This is a genomic window from Micromonospora maritima (assembly GCF_902825405.1).
In the GTDB taxonomy this organism is placed as follows: domain Bacteria; phylum Actinomycetota; class Actinomycetes; order Mycobacteriales; family Micromonosporaceae; genus Micromonospora; species Micromonospora maritima.
Map to the genome: position 1 here is coordinate 1 of NZ_CADEAU010000117.1, position 13,170 is coordinate 13,170.

Genomic DNA, 13,170 nt, shown 5'->3' on the forward strand with positions numbered 1-13,170 from the left:
CGGGCCGAGCCGCCGCGCCGGGAGCCGGACCCCCGGGATCCGCGCGGCGGTCGCCGGGACGACCGGGGCGGCCAGTACGGACCCGTCTCCGGCAGTCGGGACTACCGCGGCGACCGCTACTGAGACGACGTACGGCAGAGGGGGTGTGACCGGTACCGGTCACACCCCCTCTGCCGTCAGCGGGTCAGATCCGACGCAGCACCGCGACCACGCGGCCCATGATGGTGGCGTCGTCACCGGGGATCGGGTCGAAAGCCGGGTTCTGCGGCATCAGCCAGACGTGCCCGTCGCGCCGCCGGTAGGTCTTCACGGTCGCCTCGCCGTCGAGCATGGCCGCCACGATGTCGCCCACCTCGGCGTTGGGCTGCTGGCGGACGACCACCCAGTCGCCGTCGCAGATCGCCGCGTCGAGCATCGAGTCACCCTTGACCTGGAGCATGAAGACCTCGCCCTCGCCGACCAGCTCGCGGGGGAGGGGGAAGATGTCCTCCACCGCCTGCTCGGCGAGGATCGGGCCACCGGCGGCGATCCGGCCCAGCATCGGCACGTACGCCGGCGCGGGGCGCTGGGCGCGGGCGGCCTCGTCGTCGGCGTCGCTCGGCGCGCGGACGTCGACGGCGCGCGGCCGGTTCGGGTCGCGGCGCAGGAAGCCCTTCTTCTCCAGCTCCTTGAGCTGGTAGGCGACGCTGGACGGGGAGACCAGGCCGACCGCCTCGCCGATCTCGCGCACGCTCGGCGGGTAGCCGTGGCGCTCCACCCAGGTGCGGATGAACTCCAGGATCCGGCGCTGACGGGCGGTCAGGTCGACGGTCGTCGGGTCGGGGAAGCTGCTGACCACCGGCGTCACCGGTCGTACCGCCGCCGGCTGGGCGGCGCGGCTGCGCGCGGTGCGGGGGCGTCGGGTCGCCGGCGGCCCCGCCCCGTCGATCGGCTGCGGGTTCTTCTGCCGGCTGGCCCGGTCCTCGGTCACGTCCGTCCTCCCTGGTCGGCGCTGGGTGCCTCGTCGGCTCGTGGTGCGTGTGGATCTGACCGTATAGGTGAGATCGGCCATTTTCAAACATCTGTACGACGTGGCGTCGGCGTGTCGCGTCGAAATCCTGGATTTCCGAACGGCTGTTCTGATAAATGGTACGTCGCACTCGAACGGATGTTCCATCCCGCCTGCCGGGGCGGGGTGCGGCGTGGGTCAGATCGGAGCCGGCGCGAACAGTTCCTCCAGCCAGCCCGGGACGGCGGCGGAGTAGTCGGCGGAGGCGCGGTCGGTGATCGGCAGGGCCCGTCGCCAGGACAGCGAGCGGCTGACCGTCGTGACGGTCGTCGCCAGGGCGGCCGCCTCCCGCAGGGCGGCGCGGTCGTGCCGGTCGGTCCACGCCTCCAGGTACGCGTCCCGCAGCCGGAGCAGTGCCGGGTCGCCGGCGGACAGGTCGAAGGCGTGCGCGACCGAACGCAGCGTCACCAGCAGCGTGCCGAAGGGGTGGGCGAGGGAGGCGTCACCCCAGTCGAAGAATCGTGGGCCGCCGGCGGCGACGAAGATGTTGCCGTCGTGCAGGTCGTCGTGCTGGACGGCGGGGCCGATCCCGAGATCAGCGAGTCGCCGGCAGTCCCGGGCGTAGCGGTCGGCGTGGGCGCGTAGTCGGGCGAGGGTCTCCGGGGTGAGCCCACCCTCCCGGCCCAGCAGCAACGAGTCGGTGTCGTCCAGCAGGTCGGTGAACAGTCCCGGCAGCACCTCCGGCCGGTGGTCGGGCAGGCCGAGGGCGAGCAGCTCGCCGGCGTGCGCGGCGCTCGCCCGCTGGAGGTCGGCGTAGGCGGGCAGGATCCGCTCCCAGTGGCGCGGATCGGGGTCGGCGGCCAGCACGTGCCGCAGGGTGCGGCCGCCCTCCGGCAGCAGGGACCAGCCCCGGCCGGCGTCCACCGCCAACGGATCCGGCACGCGGCCGGGGGCCAGGCGGGACAGTGCCGCCGAGACGCCGGCCTCGTACCGGGTGCCGGCGCTGTTGGCCTTGAACCAGGCGTCGCCGTCGTCGGTGGGCACGCGCCACACCACGGACCACGGACGCACGCGCTCCTCCGTCGGCCCGGCGACCCTCCGGCCGTGCCGGCCGAGCTGCTCCGCCACCCAGCGGGCGGCGGACTCCCGCCATCCCGGTGCGTCCCACCCGGTGGCCGTCCCGTCTGCGTTCACGACGGCAAGCTAGCCCGTGGGTGTCGGTCGGGCGAGGCGTTTTCGGTCGAACGGGTGTTCCATCCCGGTGTGCCGTGACCGGTGGTAGGTGGTCGCCGTTGGGCTCCTCGGTGAGGTGGGTGGAGACGTGATCCTGATGACGCGCCGGACACGCCGACCAACTTGACCTCGCTAGTGGGACGGCATACGGTCAACCCCTAGATGTAGTAGTCACATGGGCGTAAGTTGCCTACAGGTTGGGTTCAACTACCGAACGCACTCCCGCATCGCGCACCCGGCGACGGTCATCGAAGGATGGCTCCGCCGTGTCGACGCGTGCCCGGGGGTCGGTGGGTGTGCCCGCGGTCGATGGAGGAGGTCGGGCGATGCGGTGTCCGTACTGCCGGCACGCCGACTCCCGGGTCGTCGACTCGCGGGAGGCCGACGACGGCCAGCTCATCCGGCGGCGGCGGTCCTGCCCGGAGTGCGGCAAGCGGTTCACCACCGTCGAGGAGGCGGTGCTCGCGGTGGTCAAGCGCAGCGGGGTGACCGAGCCGTTCAGCCGCACGAAGATCATCGGCGGGGTGCGCAAGGCGTGCCAGGGCCGGCCGGTCGACGACGACTCGATCGCGCTGCTGGCACAGAAGGTCGAGGAGACCGTCCGCGCCAGGGGGGCCGCCGAGATCCCCAGTCACGACGTGGGCCTGGCCATCCTCGGCCCGCTGCGTGACCTGGACGAGGTGGCCTACCTGCGGTTCGCCAGCGTCTACCGGTCCTTCGACTCGCTCGCCGACTTCGAGCGCGAGATCGAGACGCTGCGGTCCGCCGCGCGCGCCCGGGAGGGCGCCGGTGCCGGAGCGGCCGAGGCCGCCGGCGCGATCAGCTGACATTTCGAGTTTCCGACAGAGATAGAAGAGGCGCGGTGGGTGACCGCGCCGACGAGGGGGGCGAGGGCGTGACGACCAGCAAGTCACGGAACAAGGCCGGGGCGGGGCTGAAGATCGAGCGCGTCTGGACGACCGAGGGGGTGCATCCCTACGACGAGGTCGCCTGGGAGCGCCGCGACGTCGTGATGACGAACTGGCGGGACGGCTCGATCAACTTCGAGCAGCGCGGGGTGGAGTTCCCCGAGTCCTGGTCGGTCAACGCGGCCAACATCGTGACCACCAAGTACTTCCGGGGCGCGGTGGGGACCCCGGAGCGGGAGTGGTCGCTCAAGCAGCTCATCGACCGGGTGGTGGACACCTACCGCACCGCCGGCGAGGAGTACGGCTACTTCGCCTCCCCGGCCGACGCCGAGGTGTTCGCGCACGAGCTGACCTGGATGCTGCTGCACCAGGTGTTCAGCTTCAACTCGCCGGTCTGGTTCAACGTCGGCACGCCGTCGCCGCAGCAGGTCAGCGCGTGCTTCATCCTCTCCGTCGACGACTCGATGGACTCCATCCTCGACTGGTACAAGGAGGAGGGGCGGATCTTCCAGGGCGGCTCGGGCGCCGGGGTCAACCTCTCCCGCATCCGGTCCTCCAAGGAGCTGCTCTCCTCCGGCGGCACCGCCTCCGGCCCGGTCAGCTTCATGCGCGGCGCGGACGCGTCCGCCGGCACCATCAAGTCCGGTGGCGCCACCCGGCGGGCGGCCAAGATGGTCATCCTCGACGTGGACCACCCGGACATCGAGGAGTTCGTGGCGACCAAGGCGCGCGAGGAGGACAAGATCCGCGCGCTGCGGGACGCCGGCTTCGACATGGACCTGGGCGGCGCCGACATCGTCAGCGTGCAGTACCAGAACGCCAACAACTCGGTCCGCGTCTCCGACGAGTTCATGACCGCGGTGGAGAACGGCGGCGGCTTCGACCTGCGCGGCCGGCTCGACGGGCAGACCATCGAGACGATCGACGCCAAGAAGCTGTTCCACACCATCTCGCAGGCGGCCTGGGAGTGCGCCGACCCGGGCCTGCAGTACGACGACACGATCAACGACTGGCACACCTGCCCGGAGACCGGGCGGATCACCGCGTCGAACCCCTGCTCGGAATACCTGCACCTGGACAACTCCTCGTGCAACCTGGCCTCGCTGAACCTGATGAAGTTCCTCCGCGCCGACGGTGGCTTCGAGGTGGAGAAGTTCGTCAGGTCGGTCGAGTTCGTCATCACCGCGATGGACATCTCGATCTGCTTCGCCGACTTCCCGACCGAGAAGATCGGTGAGACCACCCGCGCCTACCGGCAGCTCGGCATCGGGTACGCCAACCTGGGCGCGCTGCTGATGGCCTCCGGCCTGCCCTACGACTCGGAGCAGGGCCGGGAGGTGTCCGCCGCGATCACCTCGCTGATGACCGGCACCGCCTACCGCCGCTCCGCCGAGCTGGCCGGCATCGTCGGCCCGTACGACGGCTACGCCCGCAACGCCGAGCCGCACAAGCGGGTCATGCGCAAGCACGCCGCCGCCAACGACAGCATCAAGCCGACCGGCACCGTGGCCACCGCCGTGCAGCGTGAGGCGACCAAGCAGTGGACGCTCGGCAACAAGCTGGGCGACAAGAACGGTTGGCGCAACTCGCAGGCCAGCGTGCTCGCCCCGACCGGCACCATCGGCCTGATGATGGACTGCGACACCACCGGCGTCGAGCCGGACCTGGCGCTGGTGAAGTTCAAGAAGCTGGTCGGCGGCGGCTCGATGCAGATCGTCAACCAGACCGTGCCGCGCGCCCTGCGCAGCCTCGGCTACCCCGAGGAGCAGGTCGAGGCGATCGTCGAGCACATCGCCGACCACGGGCACGTGGTGGACGCCCCCGGCCTGAAGCCGGAGCACTACCCGGTCTTCGACTGCGCCATGGGTGAGCGGTCGATCGCGCCGATGGGCCACGTGCGGATGATGGCGGCGGTCCAGCCGTTCATCTCCGGCGCCATCTCCAAGACGGTCAACATGCCGGAGCAGGCGACCGTCGCGGACGTCGAGAAGATCTACTTCGAGGGCTGGAAGCTCGGCCTGAAGGCGCTGGCGATCTACCGCGACAACTGCAAGGTGGGCCAGCCGCTGTCGGCCGCCAAGCCGAACAAGGCCACCGCCGAGACCCAGGCCCCGGCCGCCGAGGTCGAGAAGGTCGTGGAGAAGGTCGTCGAGTACCGCCCGGTGCGCAAGCGGCTGCCGAAGAAGCGCCCGTCGCAGACGGTCTCCTTCTCGGTCGGCGGCGCGGAGGGCTACCTCACCGCCTCGTCCTACCCGGACGACGGCCTCGGCGAGGTCTTCCTCAAGATGTCGAAGCAGGGCTCGACGCTGGCCGGCGTGATGGACGCCTTCTCGGTGGCCATCTCCATCGGTCTCCAGTACGGCGTCCCGCTGGAGACGTACGTCAGCAAGTTCACCAACATGCGCTTCGAGCCGGCCGGCATGACCGACGACCCGGACGTGCGGATGGCCGCCTCGGTGATGGACTACATCTTCCGTCGCCTGGCGCTGGACTTCCTGCCGTACGAGCGTCGCGCCGAGCTGGGCATCTTCACCGCCAAGGAGCGGGCCGCCCAGCTCCGGGCCGAGGCGGAGGCGGAGGCGAGCGGTGCGGACCTCACCGCGATGGCCTCCTCCGCCCCGGTCGAGTCGCCCGAGCCGAAGACCGGCCCGGTCGCCCAGCCGGCGCAGGAGATGGCCGACGTCGCCGCCGTCAAGCCCGCCCCGGCCGTGGGTTCCAGCACCGAGCTGCTGGAGGCCGTGATCGGCAAGGCCGCCGACGCGCCGCTCTGCTTCACCTGCGGCACCAAGATGCGTCCGGCCGGTAGCTGCTACGTCTGCGAGGGCTGCGGCTCCACCAGCGGCTGCAGCTGACGTTCCACGGTTGCGCGAGCGCGGCGGGGATCTCCCCGCCGCGCTCGCGGCGTCTGATGATCCACTCCACTCCGGCGAGATGGCGGTGTCCAACCGCGCCCGACCCCGCCACCTCCCCGAGCTGGCGCGGGGCCCCGGGTCTCCGCGAGTCGCCGTCCCTGGAGCGAGTGCCATCTGGCGCGTCATGTCATCCACCAGTCGCAGGATGAGCTTGCGCGGCTCTGCCGGCCCGAGTGCTGCGGCCCCGACGCCGGCCCGACCCGTCGTAGGTGGGCACGGTCACAGACCACGCGGCGCGGGAAGCTGCGATGCTCCGGGGATGGCCACTGCCGACATCTATCTGGCGTTCGCCGACCGCGAGGCGAGCGGCGTGTCCCCGGCGTACGAACGGTTGTCGCGGGCCGTGGCGCGCGACCCGGAGCTGCTCGCGCTGCTCGACTCGCTGCCCCCGGCCAAGCGCCAGCCGAACCTGCTCTTCGGCGTGGTGCGGCTGGGCGGCGGGCCGGTGGACGACCCGGCGGCGTTCCGGGCGTACGTGTCGGCGCGCTGGCCGGAGATCGCGGCGCAGATGCGGGTCCGGGCGACGCAGACGAACGAGGCCGGCCGGTGCGCCGCGCTGCTGCCGGTGCTCGCCGCGCTGCCGCAGCCGTTGGCGCTGCTGGAGGTGGGTGCCTCCGCCGGGCTGTGCCTCTATCCCGACAGGTACGCCTACCGCTACGGCGACCGGCTGGTCGGCGACGGGGAGCCGGTGCTCGACTGCGCGCTCACCGGCGTCGCCCCGCCCGTGCGGCGGCCGGAGGTGGTGTGGCGGGCCGGGCTGGACGTGAACCCGCTCGACGTCACCGATCCGGCGGACCTGGCCTGGCTGGACGCGCTGATCTGGCCGGAGCACCGGCACCGACGGGAGCGGCTGCGCGCCGCGGCGGCGGTCGCCGGGACCGATCCGCCGCTGCTGCTCCGGGGTGACCTGGTCGACGACCTGCCGGCGCTGGCGGCGACCGCCCCGGCCGACGCCACGCTCGTCGTCTTCCACAGTTCGGTGCTCTACCAGGTGCCCCCGGCACGCCGGGCGGCCTTCACCGCGCTGGTACGGACGCTGCCCGGGCACTGGCTCGCCAACGAGGACCCGGCCGTGCTGCCGCACGCCGACCTGCCCGAGCCGCCCGCCGGCGGGTTCCACAACGTCCTCGCCCTGGACGGCCGCCCGCTCGCCTGGACCCGCGGCCACGGCCAGGCCGCGACTTGGATCGCCTGACCGGACCGGGTGCCCCGCCCGCGTCACGACCGGGTGGGGTCCGGCGCGGGCCGGGTGGGAGGATGGACCGATGATCGAGAGAATCGACACCGCAGAAAGCCGGTGACGTCGGGCGGTCTCCACGTCGCCGGGGTGTGGGGCGACGGCCCGTTCCGGGAGATCGGCGAACCCCGGCTCGCCGAGGTCTCGCCCGACGGCCGGCTGGTCGTCGCGGCCGGAGCGGTGGGCCACCCGCGCTGGCACGGCCACGACATGTCACGTCGCGCCGGGCCGGGACCCGGTTGGTACGCGCTGGGCGTGTACCGCACCGACGACCTCACCTGCCTCCACCAGGTGACCACCCGGTGGCCGGTCAACACGGTCGCCTTCCATCCCACCCTCCCGCTGGTCACCGTCGGCACCGGCGCGTACGACGGCGGTTGGGCCTACGAGGGTGAGCTGCTCCTGCTCCATCTGGACAGCGGGATCGTCACGCCACTGCTCCCGCATCCGCGTGAGGTGCGGCGCGTCGGGTGGCGGGATCCCCGAACCCTCGAACTCGTGCTGGCCGTCCCCTGCGACGCGGACGCGGCACGGTTCGGTACCACGTCGCTGGCCTGGTCCGTGGTCCGGGACGACTGGTCGCCGACCACCGGGACGTTGCGGCCACCGTTCGGCGTGGAGCCGGTGCCCACCCCACCCGGCCCCGAGCCGGCGGCCGCGGCAGCCGAGTTGGACCGGCTCGCCCGGCTGCGGGGACGCACCTGGACACCGCGCCGGCGGGTGTGGGCGGTGCGGGCGCTGTCCGCCGGGCGGGTGCTCGCCGCCCTCGACGGTGTGGGCCTCGAATGCTGGTCGGTCGACTCCGGAACGCTCATGTGGCAGGTGCCGACCGACGGTGCCGGGCACCAGATCCTGGTGCGGCCGGGGGAGGGCGCCGCGCTCACCCTGACCCAGACGCCGCCGCGCCGGCACGCCGGCCGGCCGGTCCACGACGCGGGCGTGCGGCACGAGGTGGACCTCGGCGGGGGCGAGCTACGCAGCACCGTCAGGCTCGCCGGCCGGATGGTCGCCACCGCCCGGGCGGACGGATGGTGGGCGCTGCGCGACGCGCGGTGGGACCCCCGCACCGCGCCGGGAGACGTCGTCGTCCACGCGCCGGACGGTTCCGTGGGAGGAGCCGCCCGGCTCGGCCACTACGACCCGCTCAACCACTTCTTCGACATCCGGTACGCGCCGGAGCTGCTGTTCCTGCGGGGCCGTGCGGACCCGCCCTGGCGGGACAAGTGGGTCGTCGCGGTCGACGCCGGCGGCCGGATCCGTCGGCTGTTCCGGCTGGAGTGGGACCCCACCCGTGCCAGCCACCTGTACGGCGGGTTCGGGGCGTATCTCGACGACCGCGACGGGCCGGCCCTGGTGCACACCGGAGCCGTGCACGACGGCGCGGGTCCGCTGCCGGGTCACGCCTTCGTGGTCAGGCGTGCGTACGACGGCGGCGCCGCGCGGTGGGTGTTCACCGCCGACCACCAGGCCACCGCGCTCGACGCCGGGGACGGCCGGGTGTACGTCGGGCTCAACTCGGGTGAGCTGGTGGTCCTCGACGCCGGGGACGGCACCGTGCGGCTGCGGCAGGAGCTGCGGGTACGCGGGCACCCCGTCGTGCCGCTCTCGCTGACCCGGGTGGCGTCCGGGCGTCTGGTGGTCGGCACGCTGGACGGCCGCCTCCTGGACTGTCGGATCGTCGGATGACCGGTCTGCCGGTGGTCACCCGGGGAGGGACCGGACCGCCTGGTCGAGCACCTCACGCAGGTCGGACTCGGCGCCGTCCGGAAGCGTCTGGGGCTGCACCACCTGGTAGGCGACCCGCACCTGGTAACGGTCGCCGCGCCAGGCCCAGGCGTCGAACCGGGTCTCGCCGCCGTCCCAGGGGCGCACCGCCGCGCACGACGTGTCGCCGGGGCCCGCCGTGGTCTGCTCGGCGGCGATCCGCGCGCACCGGTCCTGCCGCCACGCCTTGTCGTACATGCCCTCGGCGTCGACGGACACGGTGACGACCAGGTCGCCCCGCATCGAGGTGCCGCTGGTCAGGTCAACCGCGCACTCCCGGGAGCCGCTGCGGTCGCCGAGGTTCGCCGAGGCGCTGGGCCGGGCGCCGGGAGCGAGCCGGCCGAGCAGGTCGGCGGGGAGCAGCGCGCAGGGGTCGCGGAGCTGGTCCGGCTGGACGTTCTCGTCGGCGGAACAGCCGCTCGTGGCCATCACGAGCGCACCGGCGCACAGGATCATCGCGGTCGGTCTCACCATAGGTCCTCTCTGGACGGTCGCGGCAGACCGTAGCAACGGCTGTCGATGTCGACCTCTGGGGTCGGCGGCCTACCGAAGGGCGGGAACTAGGGTTGACGGCCGTGACCGAACCGCAGTGGCTGACCGAGACCCGGACCGCGTACGACACGGTCGCCGAGGACTACGCGCGGCTGCTGCCCGACGTGGTCGAGCCGCCCCTGGACCGGGCCGTGCTGGCCGCGTTCGCCGAATCGGTCGGGCCGGGGCGGCCGGTGCTGGAGGTCGGGTGCGGCACCGGACGGATCACCGCCCACCTGCGCCGTCTCGGGCCGGACGTGACAGGCGTCGACCTGTCGCCCGGCATGGTGGCGGTGGCCCGCCGGACGTACCCGGAGCTGCGCTTCGAGGTCGGCTCGATGACGGAACTGACCGCCGCGGACGGGTCGTTGGCCGGGCTGGTCGCCTGGTACTCGCTGATCCACCTGCCGCCGGAGCTGCTGCCCCAGGTGTTCGCCGGCTTCCACCGGGTGCTCGCGCCCGGCGGGCACCTGCTGCTCGCCGTCAAGGCCGGCGACCGGCTCGACCGGCGGGAGCGGGCGTACGGCCACCGGGTCGCCTACGACGTGCACTGGCTGCCGCCGGAGCGCCTGGCCGCGCAGCTCGGCGCCGCCGGTTTCGCCGTATCGGCCACGGTGCTGCGCGAGCCGGTGGACGGCGAGCGGCAGCCCCAGGCGTTCCTGCTCGCGCGGCGGGCCGTGCGGTGACCGTCGCGCTGTTCACCCTCGGCGGGACCATCGCGATGGCCGGCGCCGGGGCCGGGGGAGTGGTCGCCCGGCTCACCGGCACCGACCTCGCCGCCGCCGTACCCGGGCTCGCCGACGTCCCGCTCGACGTGCGCGACGTCGAGGCGGTGCCCAGCGCCGCGCTCGCGTACCGGCAGATCCTCGACCTGGTGGACGCGGCGGCCGGGGCGGTCGCCGGCGGGGCGACCGGCGTGGTGGTCACCCAGGGCACCGACACGCTGGAGGAGACCGCGTGGCTGGCCGACCTGGTCTGGCCGCACGCGGCGCCGCTGGTGTTCACCGGCGCCATGCGCAACCCCACGCTGGCCGGCCCGGACGGGCCGGCGAACCTGCTCGCGGCGGTCCGGGTCGCGGCCGCGCCGGCCGCGCGGGACCTGGGCGTGCTCGTCGCGTTCGCGGACGAGGTCCACGCCGCGCGGTTCGTCCGCAAGACCCACAGCACGAGTACGGGCACGTTCGTCTCGCCCAACGCCGGGCCGCTCGGGCACGTGGTCGAGGAGCGGGTACGGGTGCTGACCCGGCCGCCCCGCCACGCGCCCCTGCCCGCGGTGGACCGGGAGCGGCTGGCCGCCACCCGGGTCGCGTTGCACACCGTGACGCTTGACGACGACGTGGCGCTGCTCGACGCGGTGGCCGCCGGCCGGGACGGCCTGGTGGTGGCCGGCTTCGGGGTGGGGCACGTGCCGCCGGTGTTCGCCCCGGCGCTGGGCGCGCTGGCCGGGCGGATGCCTGTGGTGCTGACCTCGCGCACCGGCGCCGGGTCGGTGCTGCGGGACACCTACGGCGCGGTCGGTTCGGAACGGGACCTGCGGCGGCGCGGGCTGGTAGACGGCGGGCTGCTCGACCCGTACAAGGCGAAGGTGCTGCTGCGGCTGCTGCTCGCCGCCGGCGCCGACCGACCGGCTGTCGCGGAGGTGTTCGCGCGGCATGGCTGAGGTGTTAAGAGGGGGCCCCGCCTATGCAGAAAACGTTAAGAAGGGGCCCTTCCTTACACTCCAGCGGTGAGTGACGAGCTGGCGGACCGCCCGCTGACCGAGCCGCACCCGTCGCGCCTGTCGCCGGCGCACCCGGGGCGGGAGCGGATCCTGGCCGCGCACGCCGCCGCGCTGGCCGCCGGGGAGGCCGGCTACCTGGACCCGGAGACCGGGCTGTTCGTACTCAGCGCCGGGTTCCTGGCCCGGCGCGGCACGTGCTGCGGGCGAGGGTGCCGGCACTGTCCGTACGTGGCCGATTAGAGGGCTTCCGTCCCCGCCGGGCGGCCCGTACGGTGTCCGACGGAACTCCGGCGGGCCCGACCCGCCGCCGATCGCGGAGGTCTCCCGTGCGCGCCCGTACCTGGCTGGTCGCCTCGGCCGTCCTGCTCGCCTCCGGATGCGCCGACGAGGCCCCGGAGGTCGCCGTGCCGGCGGACCGGCCCCCGGCGGTGAAGGTCGCCGCGGCGTCGTCCGGCGGTGCGTGCCGACTGCTCGACTTCGCGGTGATCGCCGAGCACACCGGCGCCACGTTCGACGTCGCCGCCGCCACCGAGCGGGGGGACACCCACACCTGCGTGCTCCGCGCCCAGGCGGCCGTGCTGCCGGAGCTGACGCTCTCCGTCACCGACACGTCGATCGACGCGTCGACGTTCACGCTCGACGTGCAGCCGCGCGGGGCGGCGAAGGTCACCAAGCTCGGGAAGGGCGCCTACCGGCGGACGGTGCCGAAGACCGCGAAGGCCGGACCGGTCGCCGAGGTGGCCTGGCTGGCCGACGAGGGCCGGCTGGCCAGCCTGCGCTGGGCGACGCCGAAGGGCACCGCCACCGCGCAGGTGGAGACGGTCGGCGGCAAGCTGGTCGCGCTGGCGAAGGTGCTCGACACCCGCAAGCTCTGAGCGCCGGGCGTCAGCGGGCCGCCACGAACACCCGGGAGGCCACCTCGCGGGGCAGCCGCACCCGGTCGCCGGAACGGTCGATGGAGACGCCGTCGCGCTCCTGCGCCACCGTCACGGTCGCGCCCGGGTCGACGCCGGCGGCGTGCAGCTGGCGCAGCACGTCGGCGTCGGTCTGCACGCTCTCGCAGATCCGCCGCACCACCACCGGGCCGGACAGGCCGGGGAACGCCAGGTTGCGCTCGCCCTCGACCGTCTCGACCGCCGGCTGGCCCGGGTCGCCCAGCTCCTCCAGGCCCGGGATCGGGTTGCCGTAGGGCGAGCGGGTCGGGCGGTTGAGCAGGTCGTAGACCCGCTTCTCCACCGCGTCGCTCATCACGTGCTCCCACCGGCAGGCCTCCTCGTGGGCCTCCTCGTAGGGCATCCCGATCACGTTCACCAGCAGCAGCTCGGCGAGCCGGTGCTTGCGCATCACGGACACGGCGGTGTTGCGGCCCAGCGGGGTGAGGGCCAGGTGCCGGTCGCCCTCGACGGTGAGCAGGCCGTCGCGTTCCATCCGGGCCACGGTCTGGCTGACGGTGGGGCCACTCTGCTTCAACCGCTCGGCGATGCGGGCTCGCAGCGGCGGCACACCCTCCTCCTCCAGTTCGAGGATGGTGCGCAGGTACATCTCGGTCGTGTCAACCAGGTCGTGCTTCACGTCAGCGGCCTCCCGGCGTCCGATGCTACCCGTAACCACCGACCGCCGACCGCAGGCGAACCCGGAGGTCGCGACCCGGATGGTGTTGACTGGACCGCATGTCCGGAACCGCAGAGCTGTTGGTCGAGCCGGACCGGCTCGCCGCCGAGCTCGACCGCGCCGACCCGCCCACCCTGCTCGACGTCCGCTGGCGGCTGACCGGCCCGCCCGGCCGCGACGACCACGCCCTCGGGCACCTCCCCGGCGCCGTCTTCGTCGATCTGGACACCGAGCTGTGCGGGCGGCCCGGCGCCGCCGGCCGGCAC

At 73.5% G+C, this 13,170-nt stretch carries 13 protein-coding genes; 9 read left to right on the forward strand and 4 right to left on the reverse strand.

Annotated features, from left to right (window positions below; all coding sequences use genetic code 11):
- Positions 1-184: 184 nt before the first annotated feature.
- Together lexA and HUW36_RS13595 are read right to left on the reverse strand one after the other, a co-directional pair.
- Complete coding sequence (gene lexA, locus HUW36_RS13590; protein WP_174528495.1) at positions 185-970, reverse strand: transcriptional repressor LexA; 786 nt, start codon at positions 968-970, stop codon at positions 185-187.
- 216 nt (positions 971-1,186) lie between these two features.
- The gene (locus HUW36_RS13595) at positions 1,187-2,182 is read right to left on the reverse strand and encodes an aminoglycoside phosphotransferase family protein (protein WP_174528496.1); all 996 of its coding nucleotides are present in this window, start codon (positions 2,180-2,182) and stop codon (positions 1,187-1,189) included.
- A 365-nt stretch (positions 2,183-2,547) separates the two neighbouring features.
- Between HUW36_RS13595 and nrdR the strand changes: the two genes are divergently transcribed.
- The 4 genes from nrdR (at position 2,548) to HUW36_RS13615 (ending at position 8,964) form a co-directional block, all read left to right on the forward strand.
- Positions 2,548-3,048, forward strand: a complete 501-nt coding sequence (gene nrdR / locus HUW36_RS13600) for a transcriptional regulator NrdR (protein WP_091579656.1) — start codon at positions 2,548-2,550, stop codon at positions 3,046-3,048.
- 35 nt (positions 3,049-3,083) lie between these two features.
- Positions 3,084-5,981 (forward strand): vitamin B12-dependent ribonucleotide reductase, encoded by a 2,898-nt coding sequence (locus tag HUW36_RS13605; protein ID WP_174528497.1) that lies wholly within the window; start codon positions 3,084-3,086, stop codon positions 5,979-5,981.
- Positions 5,982-6,300: 319 nt separating this feature from the next.
- On the forward strand, positions 6,301-7,236 hold the full coding sequence (locus HUW36_RS13610; protein WP_174528498.1) for a DUF2332 domain-containing protein: 936 nt from the start codon (positions 6,301-6,303) through the stop codon (positions 7,234-7,236).
- Between the two features lie 102 nt (positions 7,237-7,338).
- A complete protein-coding gene (locus HUW36_RS13615; RefSeq protein WP_174528499.1) occupies positions 7,339-8,964 on the forward strand; it encodes a PQQ-binding-like beta-propeller repeat protein in 1,626 nt (541 codons plus the stop codon).
- Positions 8,965-8,979: 15 nt separating this feature from the next.
- Here the strand turns inward: HUW36_RS13615 and HUW36_RS13620 are convergent, their stop codons facing one another.
- Positions 8,980-9,516, reverse strand: coding sequence for a hypothetical protein (locus HUW36_RS13620; RefSeq protein WP_174528500.1), 537 nt, complete (start codon positions 9,514-9,516; stop codon positions 8,980-8,982).
- A gap of 101 nt (positions 9,517-9,617) precedes the next feature.
- Between HUW36_RS13620 and HUW36_RS13625 the strand changes: the two genes are divergently transcribed.
- From HUW36_RS13625 to HUW36_RS13640, 4 genes are all read left to right on the forward strand, one after another.
- Entirely contained in the window at positions 9,618-10,259 is a 642-nt protein-coding gene (locus tag HUW36_RS13625) for a class I SAM-dependent DNA methyltransferase (RefSeq protein ID WP_174528501.1), read from the forward strand.
- Positions 10,256-11,233 carry an asparaginase domain-containing protein gene (locus HUW36_RS13630; protein WP_174528502.1) on the forward strand — a complete coding sequence of 326 codons (978 nt, stop codon included), beginning with the start codon at positions 10,256-10,258 and terminating at the stop codon, positions 11,231-11,233. Before HUW36_RS13625 ends, HUW36_RS13630 begins: the two co-directional genes overlap by 4 nt.
- Positions 11,234-11,299: 66 nt before the next feature.
- Positions 11,300-11,533: a DUF5522 domain-containing protein gene (locus tag HUW36_RS13635; protein WP_246248157.1), complete on the forward strand. Its 234-nt coding sequence runs from the start codon at positions 11,300-11,302 to the stop codon at positions 11,531-11,533.
- An 86-nt stretch (positions 11,534-11,619) separates the two neighbouring features.
- Positions 11,620-12,168, forward strand: coding sequence for a hypothetical protein (locus tag HUW36_RS13640; protein WP_174528503.1), 549 nt, complete (start codon positions 11,620-11,622; stop codon positions 12,166-12,168).
- A 10-nt stretch (positions 12,169-12,178) separates the two neighbouring features.
- On the opposite strand, the gene HUW36_RS13645 is transcribed toward HUW36_RS13640, so the two are convergent.
- On the reverse strand, positions 12,179-12,865 hold the full coding sequence (locus tag HUW36_RS13645; protein WP_099161997.1) for an iron-dependent transcriptional repressor DtxR: 687 nt from the start codon (positions 12,863-12,865) through the stop codon (positions 12,179-12,181).
- Positions 12,866-12,963: 98 nt separating this feature from the next.
- Here HUW36_RS13645 and HUW36_RS13650 point away from each other — a divergent pair.
- Positions 12,964-13,170: rhodanese-like domain-containing protein (locus tag HUW36_RS13650; RefSeq protein ID WP_484502588.1), on the forward strand; the 207-nt coding region annotated here is incomplete at its 3' end.